The following is a 24,123-nucleotide window of genomic DNA, read 5'->3' as shown; positions in this document are numbered from 1 at the left end:
GGAACTCCCCCCTCCGGACGGGTTCGCGGGTCCCCCGGATTGGTCCACCGAGTAGCCCGAGGGGGTGGGCGGTGGACCAGGGCTTCGGCGTAGTCGGCGGGTGTCCGTTTCGTGATCACTTGAGGCCGAGCAGGGTGAGCGGGCGGTCCGCGTTGCGGGCGTTGTGTCGCACAGCGGCGGCGATGTTGGTCGCGCCGGCCAGTCGCAGGGCGCCGATGGCGAGGTTGCGCCAGGTGGTCATCGCCTGGGGCGCGTTCCCGGTTGGCAATTGTGAGGCGTCTTCGGCGAACGTGGTGTCTCTGACGTGGTGCAGGGCCTCGATCTGCCAGTGATCACGGATCAGGGTCGCGAGTTGGGCGGGGTCGGCTTGCTCGGCGGCGAGGCTGGTGACGGCGTAGACGGTCTTGATGGTGGTCTTGCCGGTCTTGCGGTCGGTGCGGCGGCGCTTGATCTGGACGGCCTGCCGGGCTCCGGGGAAGAGCAGGCCGTTGACCGGGGCCACCTTGATCCGTCGGATCTCCGAGCGTCCGTGGCCGATGCCCCTCACGCGGCCCTGCAGCGGGATCTCTGTCCATGGAAGGGATTTGAGCTGCTTGCGGAGCTTCTTCTGGTTGCCCTTGACGATCACGATGTACAGGGGCTTCGCGGCCGAGGAGGTAGTCGGCGTGCTCGCGTTGGGTGTGCATGGCGTCGCTGGTGACGACCACCCCGGCCAGGTCGGCAATGGTCTCCAGCAACGGCTGGAAGCAGATGATCTCGTTCGTCTTCTCACCGACGTCCAGCTGGGCCAGGACCAGGCCGGTGTGGTCCAGGGCTGCGAGCAGGTGAATCTTGCGGCCGTCGGCCTTGGCCGCTCCGCGAAGGCTCTTGCCGTCGACCGCCAGGCCGCGCAGCCGGTCCCGGGTTCGGTTGCGGCGGTCGGCGAGCCAGCGGCCGACCGCCAGGTCCAGCGCGTCGCCGTCGATCCGGGCCAGCAGCCGTCGGACCGTTGTTTCCGCAGGCAGGGACCGTTCAGGGAACAGGGGGTCGAGTCGCATGCCGACGTGTTGCAGCACGTGGGGCGGAGCGTCGGTGATCCATTCGCCGACCGCCAGCAGCGACGTTGCCCCCGCCAGCACCGCGCACGCGGCCAGGGCAAGGACGCCGACCAGGGCGTGGCGCACTCTACGGGGATCACGCGGATCGGGCACCTGGGCGAGGCGCCCAGCAGTCCGGGCACCTCTTCCGGCGCGACCTCTGGATGCTCGCGGAGTCGGTCAAGGGCAGGCGGGATCAGCGATGATGCTTCGGCAGGCACGGTCTTCCAGGCAGGTCACGGGGCGTCGAGAACTCCATGATCTTGGAAGCCGTGCCTGTTCCGCTCTCCCCGGCCGGCCAACCTGGCGGACCGTCATGAACCGGACGCCTGGCGACTACGCCGAAGCCCTGGGCAGTGGACCAGCGACTGAGTCTTCCGTCCACCCCGTCGGCGCACGAGGCGCAAAGGGTCGGCTCCTCCACGAGACTGCTCGTGGCTCACCAGGAATCAACAGGTCATGAGAATGTGGTCCGTACTTCGGGTCCGTGAATTCCGCGTGACGAGCGCGACGGAATTCCTTTCCGTCATCGGGGACCAGTTCTCCCGTGTCGCCTTGACAGTCATGGTGTTCGACCGGACGGACTCCGCTGCTCTCACCGGCCTGACCTACGGGCTGACCTACCTGCCCACCATGGCCGGTGCCCTGGTACTGTCCACGGTCGCGGACCGCAGGCCGCGCCGCGAGATCATCATTGCCATCAACGCCGTCCGTGCGGTCGGGGTGGCCGCCATGACGGTTCCCGGCATCCCGCTGGCGGCGCTGTGCGCCCTGGTCGCCGCGTCGTCGTTCCTCAACGGGCCCTACAAGGCGACCCATCTGGCTTTCGTGCGAGACATCGTCGACGCGAAGCAGTACACGGCCGCCATGGCGTTGCGGCAGTCCGTGAACCAGGCGGGGCAGCTGGCCGGATTCGCTGCGGGCGGCATCATCGCCTCGACCGTCAGCCCCCGGGTGGCCTCGCCGTCGACGCCGCGACCTTCGCGTTGTCAGCGATCCTGATCAGGTCCTTCGTCGGCTTCCGGCCCGCTTCGGCCACCCCCACTCAGCGACGCTCACTCGTCGGTCGCCTGCGTGTGGTGTGGAGCGGTCGCGGACAGCGCGCGATCTTCGCTTCGACTTTGTCCGGGCTTTTCCTGATGGCACCCGACGGCCTCGTCACCCCGCTCGTGCACGAAATCGGCGCGAATCCGGCCTGGGTGGGTTTTCCCCTGGCGGCTTCCGCCGCCTGTTCTTTTCTGGGGCTGGGCCTCTTGGCCCGTTACCTGCCCGAACACCGAAGGACGCTCGTATTCCCGATCGCCTGCCTGGCGGCAGGTGCACCACTGCCGCTGGTGCTGCTCGGTGGTGGCCCGTACCCGGCCCTGATCGTCTTCGGACTGAGCGGCACGCTGTGGGCGATCCAGGTCGTTCTCTCGGTGTCGTTCCTCGGCGAGATGCTACCCGACGCCCAGCGTGCGCAGGGAATGGGTGTAGCCGCGTCCATGAATCTCACAGCGCAGGGCTTCGGTGCCGCCCTCGCCGGCCTGGTCGCCCAGGTGACCGGCGCCCGCGCGGCCATCGCGCTCGCCGGCGTCGCCGCCGTGCTGTTCGCCCTCTGGCCGAGCACGCTATGGCTACGCCGGGAAGCTGACTCCCCGGCCTCCCACACCCGCAGAGGCTCCGGCGAGCCGGGCAAGAACGAAGACGCACCACTGCGTGTGTGACACAGACCGGACGTGTCCTTTGGCCGGCTGAGGAGCCGGCCCGGCGCAGCGTGCTCGCACGACATGCGCCGGACGCCCCATCGGCGTGAATGCGCCCCGTGAGGAGCTGAGCCCGGGTTTCCCTGCCCGGCGGGCCGCACCGGGCGTCGGACGAGTGGCTCCCGGGCGGCCGGGGCCGGCGACGGGAGGCCGGCGGGCGGGTGGGGGGAAGGCCGCACGCCAGCCCCTCCACGGGGGACCGTCCCCCTCGCGCGGGAGGGGTGCACGAACCGCCAGCCCGTTCGGACCGGGCGCCGGGCTCAGGGGAGCAGCGGCGGGCCGACGATCTGGATGCCGTGGGAGGCTGCGATGCGCGTCAACTCCTCCGGGTCGGGACCCGCGCCGCCGACCAGGGCCTCGCCTGCCGCAAGCGGGATGCCCATTTCGGCCACGAACTCGTCGAAGCCGCCGCCGGGGGTGTGCAGGGTCAGGAACCGGGCCTGGGGCGAGGTCACCACGAAACCGTGCGCAAGCCCCCTCGGGAGCAGGGCCAGGGCACCCGCGCCTACACTGCGCACCTCGTTGCCGACCTCGACCCGCAGGGTGCCTTCGAGGACCAGGAAGGTCTCCTCGTCCGACTCGTGCAGGTGCAACGGAGACATGTAGCCGCGTTCTCCGCTGTGCTCCAGCAGTGCGTACGCGCCTGCGGTGTCCGCAGCCCGGGCCCGGATACGGACCAGTCCGCCCAGGAAGTTGACGGCGGTCTGGGTGTCGGGGTCCGTCAGGACGGGGGAACTGATGTTGCCGGACAGGGACGTCACGTGATTCCTCGCTTCCGATGCGTTCGTTGTCATCTCAACAGACCGGGTCCGGTACCGTCCAAGACCGTTCCGTCATCAGGCGATGCCGCGACGGAATGCCCCCGGTGCCACGTGGGTTCTCCCCCACGGACGTGGCTTGTGCCGCGTCCGGCGTCCCGACCCGAAGGTGACTTCTCCTGTGAACACGTCTGAACCACCGTTCAGGACGACACCGTCCGAGCCGGACGTCGAGCCCCGGCTGCTGAGGGCCTTCCTCGCCGTCGCGCGGGAGGGGCACTTCGGTCATGCCGCGAGCAGTATCGGCGTCGCCCAGCCGGCGCTCAGCAGACAGGTGCAGCAGTTGGAGCGGCTGCTCGGGGTGGTGCTCTTCGACCGCACGCCCCGGGGAGCCGAACTCACCCCGGGCGGCCGTGTGATCGTGCCGTACGCCGAGCGGGCACTGGCGCACAACCACCGGCTGGTGCGAGCCGCCCGGTCGTTGGCCACGGGCCGCGAGGGCGCCGTGGTGCTGACGGTGTCCGCCCCGCTGCCCGGACCGCCCGGCGGCCTCCTCGCCGAGACGCTGCGGTCCTTCCGCACCGCTCATCCCCATGTGCAGGTGTCGGTGACCGGCCTGGACGACCACGACGAGACGGCCGCGCTCGTCGGCGGACGCGTCGACGTGGTGCTGACCTGGGACGAGTACCCCGCCGACGGGTGTGTGAGCGAGGCGCTGATCGAGGAGCACACCAGCGCGCTCCTGGGACGGGAACACCCGAAGGCGCGCGCGCCGGAGGTCACGGTTTCCGAGCTGGCCGACGACACGTTGCTCTTCCCGCTGCGGGAACGTGGGCACTGCTGGGCGCAGTTGCAGGCCGCCGCGCAAGCCGCGCGTGTCGGACTCAAGGTGATACCCACCGCGCCTTCGGCGGTGACCGATCTGGTGGCGGCGGGGCTCGGGGTGTCGGCGGTTCCGGCCTCGTTCCGTTTCGCCGCTCATCCGGAAGTGGCCTTCGTGCCGATCCCGGGCCTCTACAACCGAATGAGCGTCATGTGGCGCGGCGACGACGATTCGGCGGCGGTGGCCGACTTCGTCAGCGCATGCCGGGCGACGGCCCGAAGCCTCGCCGCCGCCCACCCCGACGTGTGGCAGCCGGCCCACCGGGATCCGACGCCGTGAGGCGGCGCGGCCAGTAGCCGGCTCACCACGGACGGTTCACGTGTGTCGTGGCCCCGTGTCACCCGGTCCGGGCCGTCCGGGCGCCCGGCTTACGGCAGGCGTCGGTCGTGGGCGCGCGGTGGGCGGAGCGCGCACATGCGGCGTCGTCGTGTGCTCGGCCCCCTCAGCCGGCGTCGGGAATGCGGGGCTGGCGGATGCCGTTATGACTCTCGTCTGACATGCTCGAGTCAATCGACTCGGGTGCACGTGAAAGGGGCACCTCATGGCACGCAGCACCACGCGGCCCGTCGTCAAGCTGAGGTCGACAGCCGGCACCGGCGTCACCTACGTGACCCGCAAGAACCGCCTGAACGACCCCGACCGGCTGGTCCTGCGCAAGTACGACCCCAAGGCCGGCGCACACGTCCTCTTCCGCGAAGAGCGCTGACCCCACCCCCGGCAACCCCGGCGCCATTCGGCGACGGGAGCACCCAGTAAGGACACCGCCATGAGGCATGCCATCCACCCTGTCTCCCGCCCCGTCCTCTTCCGCGACCGCGCGGCGGGCTTCGAACTGCTCGTCCCCTCCACCGCCGCCACGCAGCACACGGTCCAGGGGAAGGACGGCCACACGTATCCGGTCGTCGACGTCGAGGTCTCCTCGGCGAGCCACCCCTTCTACACCGGCACCTCCCGCGTCGTCGACACCGCGGGACGGGTCCAGCGGTTCGAGCAGCGCTACGGAAGCACCGCTCGGGCTCACCGCTGACGGCGACCGCCGGTTCGATCGCTCACAAGGAGACAGCCATGAAGGTACGCAACTCGTTGCGCTCGCTGAAGAACAAGCCCGGCGCCCAGGTGGTCCGCAGGCGCGGGGTGACGTACGTGATCAACAAGAAGGACCCCCGTTCCAAGGCCCGCCAGGGCTGACAGCCGGCACTCCGGCACACGAGCGGCCCACCCCCGGCGTCCGGAAGGCCTGGGCGAAACGGGGGCTCTCTCCGCGCCCCACCGGTGTCGACCGGTGGGGCGCAGTGGCGTCGGGCCGTCTCCGGGTGTGCGGCCGGGCGCACCCTGCTCACGACGCGCGGGAAGGCTGCCGGACGCGGTCGTACCGCCCCCGGCGGCCGGTGGCGGGCCGCCGTCCCGGCGCCTACGCGGCGTCAGCCGGCGAGGCCGTCCTCCAGGTCGCGCTCGATTGCGTACGTCATCCGCGAGGCGGAACGTTAGGTCAGACGACGGATGCCCCGCTGCGAGTGCCGGGGAATCCTGGCAGGAACACGTACGAGCCCGTCAGGAAGGCATGTCATGTCACAAGAGCCGTTGGCCCACCGGAACTTCTTCGCCGACCTGGGACAGTTGTCCCTGGAGATGCGCTTCGAGCCCGAAGGGCAGATGACCTTCACCGTCGTCAACGGCGGGGGCCTGGTACCGGACGGCTACACCGAGACGGTCGCTGTCACCACGCAGGAGATCCGGCCCGAGGTGTTCCTCACCTCGTGGAAGGAGGAGTCGGGGGCGACCGTCACCCACCTGGAGGATATCGAACGCGGCCAGGTCTACTCCCGCATCACGGAGGCGGACGGTACTCCGATCGCCCTCACGGGAACCATCAAGCCGCTGGACTGAGCGGCCGGTAACCGGCTTTCCTCACGATTGACATCTTTCGGACGGGGGCGAACCGCGAACGGGTTCGCCCCCGCCGCCTCTTCACGGCCGCTACGGCGGCAGGGAGCACTCCCCGTGCCGCTGCGCGTCAGGCTTCCTGTTCGGCCGGCGCGGTCGCGACCCGCACTCCTGTCGTGACGGGGGCGCGGCCCGCCGTCCCATGGCGCCGGCCCGGGGAGCCGGCGACCTTCCAGTACAGCGCGGAGAAGATCCATGCCACGAGGAAGAGCCCGCCGATCAGGTAGCCGACGGCGTTGAGGTCGATGTCGGCCAGCCACGGCAGGACCCTGTCCACCGTGGGCATTCTGCTGCTCAGCGCAGTCGCCAGGTTCACCGCTCCGACCATCAGTGCCGCGGCCGCCGACAGGCCGGTGGTGGTGAGGTTGTAGTGGATGCGCCGCAGAGGATGGTCGAAGGCCCACCGGTAGGCGGCGGACATGAAGGCCCCGTCGAGGGTGTCGAAGAGACTCATCCCGCAGGTGAAGAGCAGGGGCAGGAGCATCAGCGCCCACCACGGGACACCGGACGTGGCGCCGGCGCCCGAGAGGACGAGCAGCGAGACCTCGGTGGCGGTGTCGAAGCCGAGGCCGAAGAGCAGTCCGAGGGGGAACATGTGCCAAGGCCGCGTCGTCGAAGCGGTCAGGCGGCGCAGCAGGCGGGACAGCAGTCCCCGGTCGTCGAGTGCCCGGCTCAGCCGCTCCTCGTCGTGATCGCCTCGGCGGGCCGACCGGTACAGAGCCGCGATACGGCGCAGCGCCACAAGGTTGAGAACGCCCACCAGGCACAGGAACAGCCCGGAGACGGAGGTGCCGAGCACCGACAGGGCGAGGCGGGCGGAGGAGGAGTCGTCGGTCAGCCGGGTCGCCAGGCGGGCTCCGAGGGCGGTGAGCAGGCTCAGTGCGACGACGACCGACGAGTGCCCGAGCGCGAACCAGAAGCCCAGACTGTTTGAGGGCCGCCCCTCGGCCAGGAAGCGTCGGGTGGTGTTGTCGATCGCGGCGATGTGGTCGGCGTCGAACGCGTGCCGCACCCCGAGCATGTAGGCCGTGACACCGAGCCCGGTCCCGAAGACCTGGGTTCCGACGGAGAAGCGGTGTGCGGACACCACGTACGCGAGCACCGCCAGGGCGCCGACGGTCGTCAGGACGATGCCCGACACCAGCGCGAACGTGCTCCGGTGCTCCCGGACGAACCGGACCGTCGCGTCAGCTCGGGGCATCGGACCCCCACGGCTGCACCTGGACCGAGTAGGAAGCGCCCAGCCGCTTGGCCCGGAACCCCAGCGCCCGCACGGTGTCGAGCAGGGCGCAGGCCATGACGCCCTCCACATGGGTCACGCGGGGGTCCAGGGGTGTGTACGCCGCCTCGTGGGGGGCCCAGCTGACCAGGAGGGACCCGGACCCGTAGTACTCCGGGCAGGGCCGGATCTCCACTCCCCCGGTCAGGCGGCCGGTCTGTATCCCGAACCCCGCGCGCAGGAGGGCAAAGACCAGAGGGGGAGCCAATTCGGTGCCGTCGAGGCCCAGCTCGGCCACGACGGTCCGTGCCTGCCGGCGCAGGCTCTCGCCGACGGGGTCCTGCGCACCCGCGGGGGCCGGCCGGGCGGCGGACGCGACCGCCGCGGTACCGATGGTGGTGTGGGACATGGTGATCACCTGGGGATGGAGGGAAGACGGTGCCGCGCGGGCGGCTGGGACCGGTGATAGCGGTGGATGTCGCGTTCGCAGCACACCCGGTGTGTCCATGCCGTGCGATGCGCGGCGGGGGCCGCCGCCGCGGCTACCAGGGCCCCGGCGAGGGGTGCCAGCATGTAGGCCCAGAACAGGTGGTAGTCACCGGAGACGACGTGGGGCCCGAAGTTGCGGGCCGGGTTGAAGCTCGCTCCCGTCCGCGACCCGGTGGTGGTGATCAGTACCGCGATCGCGGCGGCGACCACCCACGGTGTCGACCGCGGCCGGGGTCTGGCCGTCATGGCTGCCAGCACCCAAAGCAGCGCCGCGGTACTGAGAAGTTCACCGGCCACGACGACGAGGGAGTCGCCCCAGCTGGCACCGGGCTGGATCAGCCCGTCGTGCACCGTGGTGACCCGGTCGCCCCACAGCGCCCGGGCGGCGTACACGCCCAGTACCGATCCACCCAGCTGGAAGGCGCAGTACGCGAGCAGGTCCCCGATGCCCAGGACGCCGCGGAGGGCCATGAACAGGCTGATCGCCGGGTTGAGGTGGGCGCCGGACTCCTTGCCGGGCGGCGTGAGGGAGAACACCGCGACACTGCCGCCGACCACGGCCCCCACGACGGCCAGACGCACGGTCAACGGCCACGACGACAGATAGCTGCCGTCCGCCCGCATCGTGACGGAGACCGCGGTGAGAGCGGCCAGGACGAGCCAGGCCGAGCCCACCGCCTCCGCGAGGTACGAGGACAGCGGCCGGCCGAGAAACACCCACCGGGCGTCCCCGGCCCGCTCGCCGCCGGAGGTGGCGGACACACGTGTGTCCGCCACCCCGGAGCCCTCCGGCCGCCGGCGGAACCCGCTCACGGCAGCCTGGGCGTGGTGACGCCGATCATGGTGTCCCGCGTGACGAGGGCGGCGAGCTCCCGCTCGCTCATGTCCTCGGTTCCGGCGGGACGCATCGGCAGCACCAGGTACCGCATGTTCGCGTTGCTGTCGTGCACGCGAATGGTCACCTCCTGGGGCACGTCGGTGCCGAACTCCGCGAGTAGAGCACGCGGTTCGCGCACGGCACGAGCGCGGTAGGGGCGGCTCTTGTACCAGTCCGGCGGCAGTCCCAGGACCGGGCGCGGGTAGCACGAGCAGAGCGTGCACACAACGAGGTTGTGCACGTCGGGCGTCTGCTCCAGCACGATCAGCTTGGTGCCGTCGTAGTTGTCGATGCCGAACTCCTCGATGGCGGCCGTACCGTCGGTGAGCAGGCGCTGTCTGAAATCCGGGTCGGTCCAGGCCCGGGCGACCAGTGCCGAGCCGAGTGCGGGCCGATGCGCGTCGAGCGTCTCCACCATGGCGCGCACCTCGTCCGCGGAGATCAGGCCCTTGTCCACGAGCAGTTCGCGGATGGCCTGCTGCAGGACGTCGAAGTAGTCAGGTTCTTCGGTGGTGTTCTCGATGGGGGCGTGCGGGTCGGTCGCACCGGTGCCGCCGTGCGTGTGGTCACCGTGGTCCACGATGTCTTCCGCGTGGTCGTGCGTAGCCGTCACGCCGTCACGCCCTTTCTGCGTCGGAGTGGTCAAGCGGTTCGAGCCAGTGCTCGTAGATCTCGAGTTCCAGGACGTCACCTGCCGGCCCGTCGTAGTCGGGCCAGAGGGCGGACTGCTCGACGCGCACCCGGTACAGGCGCACATCGGTGCCCTCGTTGACGCCGTAGGCCTCCCGCTCGGGGTTGAGGAAGCGGGGAAGGACGCGCTCGATCCGGCCTTCCTTGCCACGCACGTAGAACGGTGTCCGCACGTGTCCGGGCGCGTCGCGGTCGGCGATGCGCACCCTCTGGTTCTCGGCGAAGCGGGTGCTCATGCGGCGACCTCCGTGAGCCGGGCGCGGATCTCGTTCATCCTGGCGCCCAGTTCCTCCGAGGTGATGACACCCTTCTCGATCAGCACCTTGGACGCCGAGACGGCCCACCTCTCGTAGTAGGTGAGTTCACCGATGACCTGCGCCCCGAGGTCCTCCACTCCACGGCGCTTCTCCTCGGTGTTGACGAGCTTGTGCGCGGCGAGGACGTTGAGCAGTGCGTGGCAGCTCTTCTCGAAGGGCGTCAACTCATGGTCCGACGGGACGACCGGCCCGGCCGGCAGCCCGCCGAGATCATGCGCGGGGCGCACGATCATGTCGCGTTTGGTGGTCACTGCTCTCCTTGGACGTGCGGGGTTCAGGAGGCGGGACGGGAACCGGTGCAGGGGCCCGCTTCACGTCTCCGTCACAAGCGATCGGAAGTGAGTCTGCGGGAGGGCTCGGTCCGGGACATCCGTCAAACGACTGCGCTGTCCCAGTGCGAGCCATGCCGGGCGAGCGGTCAACAACGCGCCCACAACACGTCCACAACCGTGGCCGACGACGGGAACCCCTGGGTGTCGGACGGCGCCGGTGTCACCGTCCGGCACCCACGCGCGCACGGGGGACGCGGCCGGAGGCTGTCCCGTCGGGCCGCGCCGGCCGACGTCATCACACCAGAAGGAGACCGAGGATGCCTGTCTACCGCGCTGTCGAGGTCGCTCCGGACGGCGGTCTGCGCCTTGCCGAACGGGAGCTGGTCCAGCCGGGCCCCGGTCAGGTGCGGATCCGGGTCGAGGCCTGCGGGATCTGCCACAGCGACGGGGCGGCCGTCCACCCGCACGACGCAGGCACCGCGAACCGGGTGCCCGGCCACGAGGCCGTGGGCCGCATCGACGCGCTCGGCGAAGGCATCACCGGGTGGAACGTCGGCGACCGGGTGGGGGTGGGCTTCCTCGGTGGCCACTGTGGTGTCTGCGAGCGGTGCCGCCAGGCCGATTTCGTCGGCTGCACCGACCAGCCGTACACGGGCATCAACACCGACGGCGGCTACGCGGAGGTGATGTACGCACGCCAGACGGCGCTGGTGTCGGTGCGGGAGACCATGAGCGCGCTCCGCGTCGCCCCTCTCCTGTGTGCCGGCTTCACCGTCTACCACGCCCTCACCCGGAACGTGCTGCGCAGGGACGGCGCCGCTCCGGGCGACCTCGTCGCCGTTCAGGGCGTCGGGGGACTGGGGCACCTGGGCATCCAGTACGCCCGCAAGCTCGGTCTGCGCGTGGCGGCCGTCGCCCGGGGTACGGACAAGTCCGACCTGGCCAGCCGGCTCGGCGCGCATCACTACATCGACAGCTCCAACAGCGACGTCGCCGCCCGGCTGAGCGAACTCGGGGGCGCCCACCTCGTCCTGGCGACCGCCGCCGCGGGAGACCTGACTCCCCTGCTGGGGGGGGAATCGCCCACGGAGGCAAGCTCGTCGTCGTCGGTGTCAGCCCCGAGCCGATCCGGGTCACGCCGCGTCAGCTGGTCTTCGGCGCCGTGGAGGTGAGCGGTTCCCTCACCGGGACACCCGCCGGCAACGAACACAACCTGCGCTTTGCCGAGGCACAGGACATCGCCCCGCTCACGGAACACGCGGTCCTCGCCGACGCCGCGCACGCGTACGACCGCATGCTGCGCGGCGAGGCCCGCTTCCGCATGGTTCTCACCCCCTCCTGACGGGGTGGACCGCACCGGCGCCCGGAAGTGACCCGCCGCCTCGCCGCGGGTCCGAGGCAAGCGAGTGGCCGGGGCCGCGGTGACCCCAGCCGCCCTCGGTCGGCGTGCGCGTTCATCAGGCCGGCCGCCCGGCGGGCCCCCCTTCCAGCCGCGGCCGGCTCCCTGGTTGCGCCCGCCGGCGCCTCGGCGTCCGCCGCGAGCAGCGCCTCGATCTCCAACAGCAGGCAGGCCGCGCGCCCGCGGGAATCACAAGCAGCCGATTGCTCCGGAGCGAGCAGGGAGCGCAACCGGGCCTCGCGGGCCAGCCCGCCCAGCCCGACGATCTGACCGCCCGAGGTGTAAACCGGCAGGGCCGCGATGCCGTCTGGGGTCGACGCCACCAGCGGACGTCCGGCCGGATCGACCGGGAAGGCTACCTCGGCGGTGGCGAGCAGCCGAACGACGTCCTCGCCGGGCCCGTAATCGGTGACCGGCATCCACGACCGCGGACACGCCGACCGCCACACGCTGTCCTGCCGGGTTCTCCCCCACCGTGAGCCCGCCGGCCGCGCTCCGCCGTCCGCACGCGCGCCCGCCCCGGGCTCCGCAACCGGGCCAGCTCCGCGTCCGGGTGCGGCGTTGCCGGGAGGTCCGCGCCGCCCGGTGCGTCGCCGTCCCGCGGACCGTCGGCCTTCGGTCCCCAGCCTCCGGGTCCGCCGCCGTCCGGGTCCTTGTCGTGGGGACCGTCGTGTCGCGCCTGCGACTGGGCCTGCTCCGGCTCCTCGGCGATCGGTTCCAGGACACGCGCCTGCACCGCGCGGGTGATCGTCGGCTCGCCGACCGTACGCCCGTCCCGCTCGTCGGCCGCTGCGGGGTGCTCCGGGCCGTAGCGCCGCAGGAAGTCGAACAGGTCGGCTCCAAAGCGCAGTTAAGAAGATCTGAGCCTTTCGCCGTCCGCCTGCATCACCAGTGGCGACCCGTCGCCCGACACGCGGTCGAGCAGCGTGCCCGCGGCGTCGATCTCGAAGGGAGAACTGGAGGGAGGTCGGTTGTTGACCGCGTACACCTACCGGCCGTCCGTCTCCACCAGCCCCCGGGCGCCCGGGCCAGCCGCCAGCGACACCGCCGCCAGTACCCCCAGCGCATCGGCGCCCTCGCCGGGCAGGGGGCGAAGGGCCAGGCGAACTCGTTCGCCCAGCCGCTGGTCGACCTCCAGCGACACCCGCTCCGCGAGGGTCCTGCCGCCCGCCCACGAGGTACGGTACGCCCGTACCAGCTCGGCCGGGATCGGGCCGGCGTCGCGGACGGCATCGGCCTGCTCGGGCGTCAGGAGTCCGGCCTGCCCGGCCTGCTCCACGGTCAGGTTCAGTACGTCCCCGCGCTGACGCGAATCGAAGGCGTCAACGCGGCCGGCGGGTCCGCCCTGCCGTGGAAGCGGCCGTCGGGCCCGGTGAGCTCAGCCATACGGGGACGCCGGCCTCGTGGGCGAAGACGCGCAGCCAGTGGTCCCAGTTCAGCTCCACGTACCTCAGCCCGTCGGGCAGGCTCACCGGCCCTACGGAGCATGTGTCCCCGCGGAGCGTTTTGTGGACCTCGTTCACCTTGCCGATCAGCTCGTACAGGTCGTCGTCGGTGGCCTCGGTGGCCTCGGTGGCCTGCCAAGCCTGGTACCCGGTGAGGAGCTCGCGGGCCGGTGGCGTCAGCACCCGTCGCCGCCAAGGCACCGGACGCTACGCGAAGTCCCTGAACGTGACGACGGCGAGCGTCGGCATCGACGACTGGCATCCGTCGGCACCTTCGTCCTCATCGGCACCATCGCACGCCGTCACGTGGGCAACCCGTTCTTCAGATGCCCTTTCTTCACCTGAGCTCGGAGCAGGTCTCTCCGAACCTTGCCGGTCTCGTTTCGAGGCAGCTCCGTCACCAGCTCCAGCCGACTGGGCTGGTACCACTGGGTCATTCCACGCGCGGACAGGTACTCCCGGAGGCCGGCCAGAGTGGGAGCGGCCTCACCGGGTACGACGACCGCACAGGCGAGTTCACCTGCCTGAGTATCCGGGTAACCGACGAGGACGACATCTTCGACATCGGGATGCCTCAGTAGTTCGGTCTCGACATCTCTGACAGGAATCATGAAAGAGCCGCCGATGCGATCCGCGGTCCGGCCTATGAGGCGCAGGCCGTCCCGCCCGTCCGGAACAGCCAGGTCACCGGTGTCGTACCAGCCGTCGTCAATCTGGGACGTCACGCGCAGTTGACCACTGTCACGGCCGAATGTCGCCAGGCAGACGCCGCCTCCGCGGACGAAAAGGCGAGCTGGTTGCTCTGCGGTGGGCGGCGCCTCGGTATCGGGCCGGAAATCAAGCTCGATTCCGGTGCCTGGCCGCCCGTCACTGTGCAGGGCCCACATGGGGGGATCGTCACGCCGGGTCCAGGCATGTCCAGGTACCTCGGTCATGCCCCAAAAGCTCCGCAGGGGGACCCCCCATATGCGTGGGACGGAAGCGACCAACTGGCTGGGGATCGTCGTGGAGCCACAGAGCACCATGCGCAGCGAGCGCAGCGGCCTTCCGCTCGCCCGGTCCGCATCGACCAGCGCGGTCAGAAACGGGGGCGCACCCCCCAGGACAGTGGTCCCGGTTTCCGAGACGATCTCCAGCGCCCTCTCGGGGGCCCAGGTGTCCAACAGTACCGAAGTGCCGCCAGCCAGGAGGGGAATCATGATGTTGTACATCACCCCGAACATGTGGGTGAGTGCCTGCGTGGTGAAGAATCGGTCCTGGCACCCCAACCCCTCGGCCGAAACAACGGGCGTGGCTCCCGCATGAAGCGTGTTGAACGTATGCAGCGCTCCCTTCGGTTCACCGGAGGTACCCGAGGTGAACAGGACTACGGCCACGCGGTCCGGATCGTCGGCAGTCGCCTCCTGAAGTGCTCCTCGTTCTGCTTCCCACGCGGTCAGCTCGAAATGGTGGCCGAAGTGCACCGCGCCCTCCGGAGCTTTCCCGTCGGTGAGTACCACCCGGTGCCGCAACTCGGGGAGTCGGGGGGCCATTTCGGCCACCCGCCGCGCATAATCGGCGTCATTCCATCGGTCGGCCGTCACACATATAACGGCACCGAGTCTCTTGAGGACCCGTTCAAGCTCGCGTGGGCCGATGGTCATCATGACGGGCGTGAAAACGGCTTCTACTCTCGCGCAGGCCAACAGCAATGCGCTCACCTGCCACCAGTTCGGCAGTTGGACTGCCACGGCGTCTCCAGAAACCACCCCGAGAGCACTCAGAGCACCGGCGAAGCGTTCCACCTGCTGACTGAATTCTCGATAGGTAAGGTGACGTAAATCCGCCCCGTTTCGGTAAGCGACTATCGCGGTTGCTTCCGGAATCTCCTCGCGCCACTTCCGGAGGTCTGCCAACGGCCCTTCATTCCGCCAGACCCCCGAAGTGCGGTAGGTCCGTAGCATGTCCTGTCCTGGCCTCAGCCCGAGCCATCCCAACCCATCAGCTTCCGCTTCGGCGGTCTTGTCCCATGGCGATTTCGCAGGTTGCACGGTCGTTCTCCTCCTTATACATGGTTTTGTCCTCCGTATATCGGATGGGTGCTCAACAGTGGGACGAGTCGAAGTCCACCGCCCTGGCGTGCACCATTCGACCCGTGCGGGCTTCGAGTGCGCGGAGGACCGCCATCACGTCCTCGGCGCCATGTCCCAGACCCACCGTCTCCTCGAACAGTGCGTGACATACGTCGAGCAGCGGGGAGGCGACGCCGGACGACTGGGCTGCCTGGGCGATGAGCCGGTTGTTCTTCAACACGTCCAGGGCGGCTGCCTGCACCTCGAAGTCCTCCGCCAGGAGCTTGGGTGCCTTCATGAGGGAGACCGAGCTTGCCATCGGGCTCGCAGCCATGACGTCGCAGAACATCGTCCGGTCGACCCCCAGTCGGTCCGCGAAGTGGAATGCCTCGGTGAGCCCGGTCACCAGAGTGATCAGGAACAGGTTCACCGACAGCTTCATCAACAGTGCGCTGGGAGCAGGACCGCAGACGAACGTCTCACGGCACATGGGCGCGAGCAACGGCCGTACCGCGTCCACGTCCCGCTTCTCGCCGGCCAGCATCGCAACCAGCTGACCGCTTTCCGCGGGCACGCGGGAGCCCGAGACAGGGGCCTCCACGTAACTTCCCCCCGCCGCACGGATGTCGGCCTCCAGTGCGCGAGAGTACTCCGGCGAGGTCGTACCCATGTGGACTACCGTCCGGTCCCTGACACGGGCAGCGAAGAGCGGGCCGCCGCGGCCCAGAATCGCGTCGACGGCGTGATCGTCAGCCAGCATCACCACGACCACATCCGCACGGGCGAACACCTCGTCGGGATCCGTCGCGACCTCAACGCCGGCTCCGCGCAGAGGGGCAGTCCGGGCGGTCGTCCGGTTCCACACCACCAAGGGCGTGCCGGAGCGGGCAAGGCGTAGCGCCATTGGCTGCCCCATAACTCCTAGGCCGATGAAGCCAACTTGCATGAGTGCCTGGGCCTTTCGCTGCGACTACGGACACACGTGTGTCATGGGTCGAGTGATGTTAGCTGATGTGTGCCAATCGACCGGGAACTCCTCGCGCCCGCCCAACTGGTGTATTCCACAAGCGTGTTGGCCTCCTAGGGCCTGTTGTGAAAGTGCCGACGGGCCGGACGAGGTGATGCCCAGGTCCGGCCCGTCCGCTCGTCTCTACAGGTCGAGCTGATACTGCAGTGTCGTGTGAGTGGGCAGGTAGCCGAGGCTGTCGCTGATGTGTCTCATGTGCGTGTTGCTGTCGGCGGTGTCGGTCAGGAGGCCGCCGAGGTCCGGGTAGTGCCCGTGGGCCTGTCGGATCGACTCGGCCTTCATCCAGCGGCCGAGGCCGTGTCCGCGGTGCTCGGGCAGCACACCGGTGCCGTAGTGCTGGGCATCACCAGTGCCGCCGCCGGGCACGACGAGTTCGGTGAACCCGGCGATCGAGCCGTTGGAGGTGTCGATGGCGACGACGGTGTGCAGGTGGTCGCCGCGCTGTTCGACGGCCTTTGCCGCAGCCCGGACCCGGTCCACGTCCCAGGTCGTGGTGCCGTGGTCGGTGTCCTCCATGGGCATGTCGTCCATGGCACGACGTGAGTCGGCGAAGGTCTGGGCGAGATCGTCGGGGACGGTTCCCTGCCAGGACGCCAGCCGGTAGCCGGAATGCGGACGCTCAATGATATCTGCCAGGGAGGGGATGTCCACATCGGCCAGGGGCAGGCGGGAGTACCTCAGAGTGAGGACCTTGCGGAAGCCGCGGGCCGGCAGGAAGTGGTCGCCGGGCGATCCGGCCCCGGCCTGCGTTACGACGCAGCGTCGGGTGTTATCCCGGGCGGCGGCCACGGCAGTGTCGAGTAGCCGGGAGCCGACGCCCTTGCGGCGCTCCACGGGATGGACGTGGAGGGTCAGTTCGGCCAGGTGCTCTTGTCCGCCATCGAACAGGCGCAGAAAGGCCGTCCCGACAGGGATGGCATCGGCGTCGGACGCCAGCCATGCAAGGCGTCGGCTGTGCGCCCCGTGAGCGGGGTCGGTCAGTGGGGTGATGCGGAGCGACAAGGTGTCTCCGTCGTGAGGAGGTGGCAAAGGTCAGTACGCGGGCTCAACTGCTGGGCACTCCTGCGCATGTGCTCCACACCTCCTCGTCGACAGTGCCGGTCCGGATCAACATGGACGGCTGGGAGAACGTAGCTGGTCTATCGGTTCCTCGGCAAAGGGTTAACTGAAGGCTGTTGCGGCCGCGGGGTCACAGCCACTCATTGATGGCCGCGACCAGCACGGTTGCTTCGTAGCGGACGGCGAGTTTGTCGTATCTCGTGGCCACGGCCCGGTGGCGCTTGAGGCGATTGATCCCGCATTCGACCGCGTGCCGCTCGCGGTAGTCGGCCTTGTCGAACGTCGGTGGACGGCCGCCGCGGGAGCCGAGCTTCTTACGGTTGCGGACCTGGTCCTTCTTCTCCGGGATCGTGCACCGGATCCCACGTCGGCGCAGGTAGGCACGGTTCTTCCGGGAGCCGTACGCCTTGTCGGCACGCACTCTGTCCGGCCGCTTGCGTGGACGCCCCAGTCCCTGCCGTGGCACCCGGATGTTCTCCAGGACCGGTTCGAACTGCGGGGAATCCCCGCGCTGCCCGGCCGTGATCACAATCGACATGGGCTTCTGCCCCTGCTCGACCGCGAGATGGACCTTGGTGGTCAGACCACCTCGCGAGCGCCCGAGACCGGGGTCGTCCGGCTCGACCTCAACGCCGCCGGGCGGCTCCTTCTGAAGAGCCCCCTTTTGACCGCTCCGGCAGCGTGCTGGTGGGCGCGGCAGATCGTCGAGTCGACACTGACATCCCAGGTGATCAGGTCCTTCACGTCCGCCTGGGCCTGCAGTTCGGTGAAGACTCGCTTCCACGTGCCGTCGCGCTGGCGGCGCCGGAACAGGTCGTAGACCCGATCCCACGGCCCGTACCGCTCGGGCACATCCCGCCACGGCGTCCCGGTCCGGGTCCGCCACCGTATGCCGTCGACCAGCTGTCGCCTCGGCCATATCGGCGGCCGGCCAGGCTTCATTCCCTTCGACAACAACGGCTCCAGTCTGGCCCACTGCTCGTCCGTCAGATCTCCACGCGCCACAGCGCATGATCATTCCACGACCAAGATCGACTTTCGCAACAGGCCCTAGTGGCGAACGGCACACTGACGTGGCGGGCCGCATTCCCCCAACGTCATCACACGTGTGAGCGACGCGATGCAGGAAGGTGTCATGCGAGTGTGGGGAGGCACTGCCGCCTCGCCCCCGCCGGTAGACGTCGGACGACCCGCCAGAGCTTCGGACCGGACGACCCGTCAAGGCGCCGGACGATGACTTGCCGTCGCTTCAACCGCACGCCCCGCACCTGTGCGTCTCCGGAGGTCCGTGTCGTCTCTCATCCCCCGCCACCACCCGCAGGCTGCTCGGTCCCGGTCTCCGCCCGGGTCAGCGCCTCGGACTCCATCAGTAGGCAGGCGGCGCCCTCCGGGTTGACCAGCAGCCGTTGCCCGGGGGTGAGCAGGGTGAGCAGCCGGGTGACTGGCATGGCCTCGTGGGCCAGCCGTCCCAGGGCGGCGACCTGGGGCGCGGAGGTGTAGACCGGCAGGGCCGGGATTCCGTCCACGGTCGATCCCACTAGCGGCTGTCCGGCCGGATCGACCGGGAAGGCCACCTCGGCGGTGGCGAGTAGCCGGACGACGTCCTCGCCGGGCCCGTAACCGGTGACCGCGAGCTGGATCGCCTCGTCGATCTCGTCCGTGGGCGCCGGCCAGCCGCGCGTCACCGGCGACGGCCGGTGCTCATCGTTCGCCCGCCACTCCTGGATCTCGCCATCCGGTCCGGACCTCACCTGTCCCATCACCGCAAACGGCGGTGGGGGCCCCTCGCCTGTCCATCCGGGGTCCGTCATGGCGAGCCAGTGCTCCGGGGCAAGCCGGGCGGCCTCCCTGAGCTGTGGGGACATCGCCGGAGCACCCTCCAGGCCGGGGCGTGCTGCCGCCCCGGCCTCCGGTACTCGCTCTTGCGCCTCGGCGTCCGCCATCGCGGGTCCGAGGTCGCTGTCGCCGTTCACCATCTGCTGTCTCCTTCGTTACCGTCCTCGACGGTGGTGGTCGTGTCTGGTCGTCTCCGCGTCGCGCCCGGACGGCCGGGCCGGCCCGGCCGTGGCGCGCGTCGGCGCCACGGTCTCCTCCATCGTCCGGAGCACCTCCCGGTGGACGCCCTACATCAACAGGGCGGCTCGCTCGCGCTTCAGTTGGCGCAGCGCGTCGGCGATCACGGAGCCCCGGGCTGCGAACTCCAGCAGCCACGATGAGCCGAGGAACCGCTCCGCGAGCTGTGGATCCTGGTCGAGCAGGGCGGTCGGCCCCGTCAGCTTCCGGCTCAGGGCCGGCATCAGCGCGTCTGCCAGCACCTCGCTCGCCACCGCCGCACGCCACAGCGCACTCTCGCCACGTGCGTCGTCCAGCAGCCGGTCGTTGCGCGCCAGGACGCCCGCGAGCCAAGGCACTCGCTCCAACTCGCCGCGCAGCCTTGGCTCGTCCGCCAGGGCCTCGGCGAGTGCGGGCACCACCCCAGCGCCCGGCGTGCCGACGGCGACAGCTCCAGGAGAGCGGCCGCCCATGTCCATGGCCCGGCGGACCACCTCGGATCCCAGCCCGTTGAGCAGGGGTTACTCCTGCACGGTGTCGGTGAGCGGGTCGGTCCCGCCGGTGGGGAGCGGGTCCGTCGAGCCGCCGCGCAGGCCGTACTGGAGTCTCGGGTCCATTGCTTCGCGCAGGTTCCGCGCCAGTGTCCCGGCGGCTACCGGGCCCGTCTCGTGCAGCCAGTGGGCCACCGCGTCCCGGAGCCGCCCGTACCATTCTCCCTGTGCGCCGCCTGTCTGGGACGGCCACGGCCCGTCCAGGCCATGGGCCGCCATGATGTCCTCGGCGTCGGCGCGCAGTCGTCGGCGTTCGGTGTCGTCCATGCCGCGGACGGCATCGCGGGCCCTGTCGAGCACGTTCTGCCACGGTGCCGGTACGGCCAGGTCGGCGCCCTGGGGCCGCTGCGGGATCACGGTGCCCTTCCGTGCGGTGCTGGACGGCCCGGCAAGGGCCGCCTGCAGCATGGGATCGCCGATGTGTGCCTCGTCCTGCCGGGCACCCTGCGCGGCAGGCTCGTGTGAAGTCGCCTCCGGCGCGTCGAAGGACACGCCGAACGGGCCCGAGCCTCCGGCGCCGCCAGCGGCGGCCGGTTGCAGTTCGAACGGGGGGGCGACTATCCGGCGGCCGGGAGCGTACAGGTGCCGGTCCTGTGGGTGGCCGGGATGGAACACCAGCCACTCACCCAGATAGCCGTCCGGTGTGTCCTCCACGATGAACTCGAAACGAGCCTTGCCGGTCGCCGCATACACGGTGCGCCCGGTCTCGTTCGCCACCTGCTGCGCGGCGTTCCCTTCGGGCGCAGTGGTCAGACCACCGGTGGAGCACGCCAGCAGGACGATCGGATCTCGCGGCCGCCGCCGTTCCAGACTGGGTCGGCGCCTCAGCCACCGCCCTGTGTCGGTGCCGCTGAACGAGGCGGTGCCCGCCCTCCCACGGTGCAACTGTACGTAGTTCTCGGTTCCATGCGCGATGAAATAGTACGGCGTCGTGTCCGGCAGGTCCTGCTTCCACGGAAGCCGGCGCTGGGGCAGGCCGCGGACGAACAAGCGGTCACCTATGGCGCGGCCGGTGAGGTAGAACTCCGACAGGGGCAGGGGGTGCTGCCCCAAAGCTGCTTCCGCCCTGGCCCAGTCCACCGCGTTCAGGGATGCCCGGCCCACCGGCCGGTTCAGGTGGTCGACCACTGTGTAGTGGTGGACGGAGGCATTCGGGATCATCTGCCCGGTGAGATCGGAGATCCAGTCCGCCGGCGCCTGGCCGGGCAACTCCTGCCCCCCGTAGGGTTGCACGGCGGTGCGAAGATCGTCGGGCAGGGTCCGTATCCACCGGCCCTCGGGCCGTCCTGCGCCGCCACCGACGAGCACGATGCGCGAGAGCCGCTCGTCCGGCAGCACACCGACGGCTCCGGAGTGCGCCCATACCTCGCGCTCCGTCCAGGCGGCCACCAGCCGCGGCAGCGTCAGGTCCTCGCCGCCGCCTCCTGCGAGCAGCAGCACGATCGGGGCTCCCGGGCGTACGGGCTGGGCGGCGAGGTGGGAGGCGAGGAGCTGGGCGAACTCCGCGTGCTCCATGTCCGTGTCGCCGTCGGCCGTCCGCACGCGCACCCGCTCCTGCACGCTGTCGAGGAGTACGACGTACGGGAAGAGGAAGGTCGAGACATGCCAGGGGGCTCTCACACGTTCCTGTGTGAATCCTCCCTGCGGGCCGGCCGATCTCGCCACGTAGAAGGTGGCGATGTCGAGCGGCCCCACGGCAGGCCCCGCCACCCTGAAGTCGTGCCCCAGCAGTCGGCTGGGTCCCGCGACCAGCGGTGTGCCTGAAAGCTGCCGGCGGCTCTGCTGGAGCTGTACGGGAGTTTCCCCGCTGCTCAACGCCAGCCTCAGGCCCGGCACTTCGACCAGTTCGGCGGGGTGCTCGGCGGGGACCGACCGCCCAGTGCCCGGATCCGGCTCCCATGCGTCCGGTGCGGTGCCCGATGAGCCTGCCCCAAGGTCCCCTGCCCGCTCCCGCTCCGCGGTGGATCCGCGTCGAGGCTGCCGCCCCATCATCTCCGCCGCGATCCGGTCTTCCTCCGACATCACCTGGTCCGGGGTGGACGCGTCATCGTGCGCGGGCTCGTCCGGAGCGGTGCTCCCCGCTACCGGCTCCACGATCACGACTGCCTCGGCGCGGCCCTCGCCTTGCCCATCAGAGGACACCGAGGCCTGTGGCGGGTTCAACGTGCGCAGCACGATCGTGCCCGTCACCCATCGGGTGACGCCGCCCGGTCCGGTGATCCGCACCACGGCGATCGCTTCGACCAGATCGCTGCGCGCGCCTCGCGCCTCACCTGCCTTCGGGGTGCCGAAGCGCAGCATTTCGCGCCGCGGGGCCGAGGACGTGTGGGTCTGCCCGGCGGTGGTGCGGTCTCCCAGCAGCGGGACCGTGGGGCCGAGGCGGTCGGCGCTGTCGAGCGGGCCGCTGTGGCCGAGGACCAGAGCGGGGGAGGTCGTCAGGTCTGTCTGGGAGGAGTAGCCGTCCGTGGAGATCTCGACGCGGTCGATGGCGGTGTCCACGCTGTGCGTCAGGGTGTGCGGGTCGTACAGCGACACCTGGACCGACACGTCTGCGGTGCCCGGCTGTCCCAGGAACGGCGCCGTGGCGGCCGGTGACAGCGTGGTTGCCCTGCCGGTCATGACCGGCCCGGTGAGTCGGACCAGCATGCCCTCCACCGATGCCGAGGCGGGCAGCGCGGGCCGGTCTCCCAGCGCCGGATCGACCGCGCGCAGCGCCTGGTCGATGTGGGGCAGACCGTCGAAGCCGTACACCGCTATGGGCAGGTCGGGGAGCCATGGCGAGCCGGAGAGGCGTTGGCGCAGCGCGGCGGGGACCTCCATGTCGATGGCGACTTCTCCGGGTTGGGCTACGAGCGGCCCGGCGGGGTTGTCGGTGTACACGGCCGGCGTGATACGGGAGTACTGCCCGGCCCGGCCCGCCTGCGCGTCCTGCACCGCCTGCCCGGCCTGGCCCGCCTCCCCGGCCTGGACCGCCTGCCCGTCCGGCGCTTGCGCCGTCGCCACGGCGGGGGTCTCCGATCCGTTGAAGCGGTGCACCACGTGGGCGTCGACGCCGCCGGACACCCGCTGGAGGGGCCGGGGCAGCGGCCCGGTCAGGTTCTCCACGGGGCCGAGGAGTCGCCCGTACACCGAGGCTGTCCAGTCCGTCAGGCCGGTGAGCGTGCCCGCGGCGGCGGCCAGCCGCCATGCCATTCCGGGCAGCGAGGCCTCGTCCAGGATCCGGGAGCTGACCGTCACTTCGTAGCGGTAGAGGAGGTCGGCCTCTGTGACGCTCAGCATGCTGCGCTGCCAGGCACGGCGTTCACGCGTGGAGATGGCCGTCTCGGTGGCCCCCGTCTGCCGTGCGGCCGACAGGGTGGTCCGGAAGGCGCGGCCGTCGCTCTGGACCAGCGGTGAGAATTCCAGCGCGTTGGCCACCGAGGTGGTGTGGGCCCGACGGGTGGTGCCGGGGACGGGCAGTGCGCTGCCGTCGCCGCTGGTGTGTCCCAGGATGTTGTCCAGACCCGGTTTGCCGACGGCGAGCCGGCCTCGGGCGGACGCCAGGTCCTGGGCGGGCCGGGCGCGCAGCGCGACCTCGACCAGCATCGGGCCCAGCCAGGACCCATACACGAAGTGGAAGGCGGTGTGGCCGTGGGGGCCCGCGTTGACGAGGGTCCGCAGGCCGAGCGACGTCGCGTGTTCGTTGATGCGCGTCAGAACGCCGGGCACGTAGCCGGAAGTGCCGGGAACGGTCGACCCGGGGGCGACTTGTTCGAGGAGGCCCCGGACGGTCTTCTCGAACGCGGACCGGCCGCCCACGGGGCGCACCTCGGTGACGGCCCCGAAGCCGATCTGTCCGCCGCCGCGCACAAACCAGGAGGGCAGCGGCCGGTCCGACGGGCCCGGTGACGGTGGCGCGGGCACGTCGCCGAGCCTGAACTCCGGGTGGTTGACCAGGTCGTTGTCGGAGAGCAGGAACTCCACGCCGTCCGGCACTTCGACGATGCGGCTGCCCTCGTACCGGGGTCCGCCGGCCAGCGCCGCGGCGGCCGCGTTGTTCCGGCCCGCCCGCACGGTGACCCGGTAGGTTGCCTTGGCGGCGAAGCGGTGGGCGTGGACGTCGTTCTCGCTGCTGACGCGGAAGACCCCGGAGTTGTCGTTCACCGTGGAGCCGTCGGTAACGGTGTTGCGGAGCGTGTAGCGGCCGCTCGGGGTGAACGACCGCCCGGGATTCCCGTACTCGCCCTCCACGCCGAGGCCGTAGGTGTTGCCGCGGGCGGAGTTCTCGGT

25 protein-coding genes and 2 pseudogenes (1 of these 27 cut by a window edge) are annotated in these 24,123 nt (G+C 70.3%); 9 read left to right on the top strand and 18 right to left on the bottom strand.

Annotated elements, in window-relative coordinates:
- Positions 1–115: 115 nt before the first annotated feature.
- Both OG199_RS45040 and OG199_RS45035 read right to left on the bottom strand, forming a co-directional pair.
- Positions 116–628 carry an ISAs1 family transposase gene (locus tag OG199_RS45040; RefSeq protein WP_331728340.1) on the bottom strand — a complete coding sequence of 171 codons (513 nt, stop codon included), beginning with the start codon at positions 626–628 and terminating at the stop codon, positions 116–118.
- Positions 629–698: 70 nt separating this feature from the next.
- Positions 699–1,163 (bottom strand): annotated as a pseudogene (locus OG199_RS45035) (transposase family protein); the annotation flags it as partial.
- A 411-nt stretch (positions 1,164–1,574) separates the two neighbouring features.
- Between OG199_RS45035 and OG199_RS45030 the strand changes: the two are divergent.
- Both OG199_RS45030 and OG199_RS45025 read left to right on the top strand, forming a co-directional pair.
- Positions 1,575–2,078 carry an MFS transporter gene (locus OG199_RS45030; protein WP_405834991.1) on the top strand — a complete coding sequence of 168 codons (504 nt, stop codon included), beginning with the start codon at positions 1,575–1,577 and terminating at the stop codon, positions 2,076–2,078.
- Complete coding sequence (locus tag OG199_RS45025; protein WP_331728330.1) at positions 2,063–2,782, top strand: MFS transporter; 720 nt, start codon at positions 2,063–2,065, stop codon at positions 2,780–2,782. Before OG199_RS45030 ends, OG199_RS45025 begins: the two co-directional genes overlap by 16 nt.
- Before the next feature lie 299 nt (positions 2,783–3,081).
- Here OG199_RS45025 and OG199_RS45020 read toward each other — a convergent pair whose 3' ends face one another.
- A complete protein-coding gene (locus OG199_RS45020; protein WP_331728327.1) occupies positions 3,082–3,582 on the bottom strand; it encodes a cupin domain-containing protein in 501 nt (166 codons plus the stop codon).
- Between the two features lie 178 nt (positions 3,583–3,760).
- Between OG199_RS45020 and OG199_RS45015 the strand changes: the two genes are divergently transcribed.
- The 5 genes from OG199_RS45015 to OG199_RS44995 all read left to right on the top strand — a co-directional run bounded on the left by OG199_RS45015 (position 3,761) and on the right by OG199_RS44995 (position 6,349).
- Positions 3,761–4,741, top strand: coding sequence for a LysR family transcriptional regulator (locus tag OG199_RS45015; RefSeq protein ID WP_331728324.1), 981 nt, complete (start codon positions 3,761–3,763; stop codon positions 4,739–4,741).
- Between the two features lie 262 nt (positions 4,742–5,003).
- Entirely contained in the window at positions 5,004–5,168 is a 165-nt protein-coding gene (rpmG, locus tag OG199_RS45010) for a 50S ribosomal protein L33 (protein WP_266684581.1), read from the top strand.
- 60 nt (positions 5,169–5,228) lie between these two features.
- Positions 5,229–5,489, top strand: a complete 261-nt coding sequence (locus OG199_RS45005; protein ID WP_331728315.1) for a type B 50S ribosomal protein L31 — start codon at positions 5,229–5,231, stop codon at positions 5,487–5,489.
- A gap of 38 nt (positions 5,490–5,527) precedes the next feature.
- The gene (gene ykgO, locus OG199_RS45000) at positions 5,528–5,650 is read left to right on the top strand and encodes a type B 50S ribosomal protein L36 (RefSeq protein ID WP_266944344.1); all 123 of its coding nucleotides are present in this window, start codon (positions 5,528–5,530) and stop codon (positions 5,648–5,650) included.
- Between the two features lie 378 nt (positions 5,651–6,028).
- Complete coding sequence (locus OG199_RS44995; RefSeq protein WP_331728309.1) at positions 6,029–6,349, top strand: MoaF-related domain-containing protein; 321 nt, start codon at positions 6,029–6,031, stop codon at positions 6,347–6,349.
- 127 nt (positions 6,350–6,476) lie between these two features.
- Here the strand turns inward: OG199_RS44995 and OG199_RS44990 are convergent, their stop codons facing one another.
- The 6 genes from OG199_RS44990 to OG199_RS44965 are packed head-to-tail and all read right to left on the bottom strand — an operon-like array spanning position 6,477 to position 10,249.
- The gene (locus tag OG199_RS44990) at positions 6,477–7,607 is read right to left on the bottom strand and encodes a HoxN/HupN/NixA family nickel/cobalt transporter (RefSeq protein ID WP_331728306.1); all 1,131 of its coding nucleotides are present in this window, start codon (positions 7,605–7,607) and stop codon (positions 6,477–6,479) included.
- Positions 7,594–8,034, bottom strand: coding sequence for a hypothetical protein (locus tag OG199_RS44985; protein WP_331728303.1), 441 nt, complete (start codon positions 8,032–8,034; stop codon positions 7,594–7,596). The genes OG199_RS44990 and OG199_RS44985 overlap by 14 nt, the downstream gene beginning before the upstream one ends.
- A gap of 5 nt (positions 8,035–8,039) precedes the next feature.
- A complete protein-coding gene (locus tag OG199_RS44980; protein WP_405834987.1) occupies positions 8,040–8,891 on the bottom strand; it encodes an aquaporin in 852 nt (283 codons plus the stop codon).
- A gap of 32 nt (positions 8,892–8,923) precedes the next feature.
- On the bottom strand, positions 8,924–9,604 hold the full coding sequence (gene nthA, locus OG199_RS44975) for a nitrile hydratase subunit alpha (protein ID WP_331728297.1): 681 nt from the start codon (positions 9,602–9,604) through the stop codon (positions 8,924–8,926).
- Positions 9,605–9,608: 4 nt separating this feature from the next.
- A complete protein-coding gene (locus OG199_RS44970; protein ID WP_331728295.1) occupies positions 9,609–9,917 on the bottom strand; it encodes an SH3-like domain-containing protein in 309 nt (102 codons plus the stop codon).
- A complete protein-coding gene (locus tag OG199_RS44965; RefSeq protein ID WP_331728293.1) occupies positions 9,914–10,249 on the bottom strand; it encodes a nitrile hydratase in 336 nt (111 codons plus the stop codon). Before OG199_RS44965 ends, OG199_RS44970 begins: the two co-directional genes overlap by 4 nt.
- A 338-nt stretch (positions 10,250–10,587) precedes the next feature.
- Between OG199_RS44965 and OG199_RS44960 the strand changes: the two genes are divergently transcribed.
- Positions 10,588–11,442 (top strand): alcohol dehydrogenase catalytic domain-containing protein, encoded by an 855-nt coding sequence (locus OG199_RS44960; protein ID WP_331728291.1) that lies wholly within the window; start codon positions 10,588–10,590, stop codon positions 11,440–11,442.
- Positions 11,439–11,612 (top strand): hypothetical protein, encoded by a 174-nt coding sequence (locus OG199_RS44955; protein ID WP_405834985.1) that lies wholly within the window; start codon positions 11,439–11,441, stop codon positions 11,610–11,612. Before OG199_RS44960 ends, OG199_RS44955 begins: the two co-directional genes overlap by 4 nt.
- A gap of 1,045 nt (positions 11,613–12,657) precedes the next feature.
- Here OG199_RS44955 and OG199_RS44950 read toward each other — a convergent pair.
- The 9 genes and pseudogenes from OG199_RS44950 to OG199_RS44910 all read right to left on the bottom strand — a co-directional run.
- Positions 12,658–12,948 (bottom strand): hypothetical protein, encoded by a 291-nt coding sequence (locus OG199_RS44950; protein ID WP_331728287.1) that lies wholly within the window; start codon positions 12,946–12,948, stop codon positions 12,658–12,660.
- A 43-nt stretch (positions 12,949–12,991) separates the two neighbouring features.
- Positions 12,992–13,297, bottom strand: coding sequence for a hypothetical protein (locus OG199_RS44945; protein ID WP_331728285.1), 306 nt, complete (start codon positions 13,295–13,297; stop codon positions 12,992–12,994).
- 119 nt (positions 13,298–13,416) lie between these two features.
- Positions 13,417–15,057 (bottom strand): AMP-binding protein, encoded by a 1,641-nt coding sequence (locus OG199_RS44940; protein WP_405835045.1) that lies wholly within the window; start codon positions 15,055–15,057, stop codon positions 13,417–13,419.
- 139 nt (positions 15,058–15,196) lie between these two features.
- A complete protein-coding gene (locus tag OG199_RS44935) occupies positions 15,197–16,111 on the bottom strand; it encodes an NAD(P)-dependent oxidoreductase (protein ID WP_331728281.1) in 915 nt (304 codons plus the stop codon).
- A 204-nt stretch (positions 16,112–16,315) separates the two neighbouring features.
- On the bottom strand, positions 16,316–17,194 hold the full coding sequence (locus tag OG199_RS44930; protein ID WP_331728279.1) for a GNAT family N-acetyltransferase: 879 nt from the start codon (positions 17,192–17,194) through the stop codon (positions 16,316–16,318).
- Positions 17,195–17,381: 187 nt separating this feature from the next.
- Positions 17,382–18,256 (bottom strand): annotated as a pseudogene (locus OG199_RS44925) (IS5 family transposase).
- Between the two features lie 293 nt (positions 18,257–18,549).
- Positions 18,550–19,227 (bottom strand): type VII secretion system-associated protein, encoded by a 678-nt coding sequence (locus OG199_RS44920; protein ID WP_331728277.1) that lies wholly within the window; start codon positions 19,225–19,227, stop codon positions 18,550–18,552.
- 147 nt (positions 19,228–19,374) lie between these two features.
- Entirely contained in the window at positions 19,375–19,782 is a 408-nt protein-coding gene (locus OG199_RS44915) for a hypothetical protein (RefSeq protein WP_405834981.1), read from the bottom strand.
- A 42-nt stretch (positions 19,783–19,824) separates the two neighbouring features.
- Positions 19,825–24,123, bottom strand: the 3' end of a protein-coding gene (locus tag OG199_RS44910; protein ID WP_405834979.1) for a hypothetical protein. Its footprint extends 54,639 nt past the window's final position; only the last 4,299 of its 58,938 coding nucleotides appear in the window; its start codon lies beyond the right edge, outside the window; its stop codon occupies positions 19,825–19,827.

The sequence above is a fragment of the Streptomyces sp. NBC_01176 genome, from assembly GCF_045039825.1.
In the GTDB taxonomy this organism is placed as follows: Bacteria; Actinomycetota; Actinomycetes; order Streptomycetales; family Streptomycetaceae; genus Streptomyces.
The sequence above is the reverse complement of the archived record's forward strand: the minus strand, read 5'-3'. Positions and strand labels throughout refer to the sequence as shown.

Excerpts from the sequence above, each read along its gene's own strand:
- rpmG (WP_266684581.1), top strand. The coding sequence starts at position 5,004 with ATGGCACGCAGCACCACGCGGCCCGTCGTCAAGCTGAGGTCGACAGCC.
- OG199_RS45005 (WP_331728315.1), top strand. The coding sequence starts at position 5,229 with ATGAGGCATGCCATCCACCCTGTCTCCCGCCCCGTCCTCTTCCGCGAC.
- ykgO (WP_266944344.1), top strand. The coding sequence starts at position 5,528 with ATGAAGGTACGCAACTCGTTGCGCTCGCTGAAGAACAAGCCCGGCGCC.
- OG199_RS44995 (WP_331728309.1), top strand. The coding sequence starts at position 6,029 with ATGTCACAAGAGCCGTTGGCCCACCGGAACTTCTTCGCCGACCTGGGA.
- OG199_RS44990 (WP_331728306.1), bottom strand. The coding sequence starts at position 7,607 with ATGCCCCGAGCTGACGCGACGGTCCGGTTCGTCCGGGAGCACCGGAGC.
- OG199_RS44985 (WP_331728303.1), bottom strand. The coding sequence starts at position 8,034 with ATGTCCCACACCACCATCGGTACCGCGGCGGTCGCGTCCGCCGCCCGG.
- OG199_RS44970 (WP_331728295.1), bottom strand. The coding sequence starts at position 9,917 with ATGAGCACCCGCTTCGCCGAGAACCAGAGGGTGCGCATCGCCGACCGC.
- OG199_RS44960 (WP_331728291.1), top strand. The coding sequence starts at position 10,588 with ATGCCTGTCTACCGCGCTGTCGAGGTCGCTCCGGACGGCGGTCTGCGC.
- OG199_RS44940 (WP_405835045.1), bottom strand. The coding sequence starts at position 15,057 with ATGCTACGGACCTACCGCACTTCGGGGGTCTGGCGGAATGAAGGGCCG.
- OG199_RS44935 (WP_331728281.1), bottom strand. The coding sequence starts at position 16,111 with ATGCAAGTTGGCTTCATCGGCCTAGGAGTTATGGGGCAGCCAATGGCG.
- OG199_RS44920 (WP_331728277.1), bottom strand. The coding sequence starts at position 19,227 with ATGGTGAACGGCGACAGCGACCTCGGACCCGCGATGGCGGACGCCGAG.
- OG199_RS44915 (WP_405834981.1), bottom strand. The coding sequence starts at position 19,782 with ATGGACATGGGCGGCCGCTCTCCTGGAGCTGTCGCCGTCGGCACGCCG.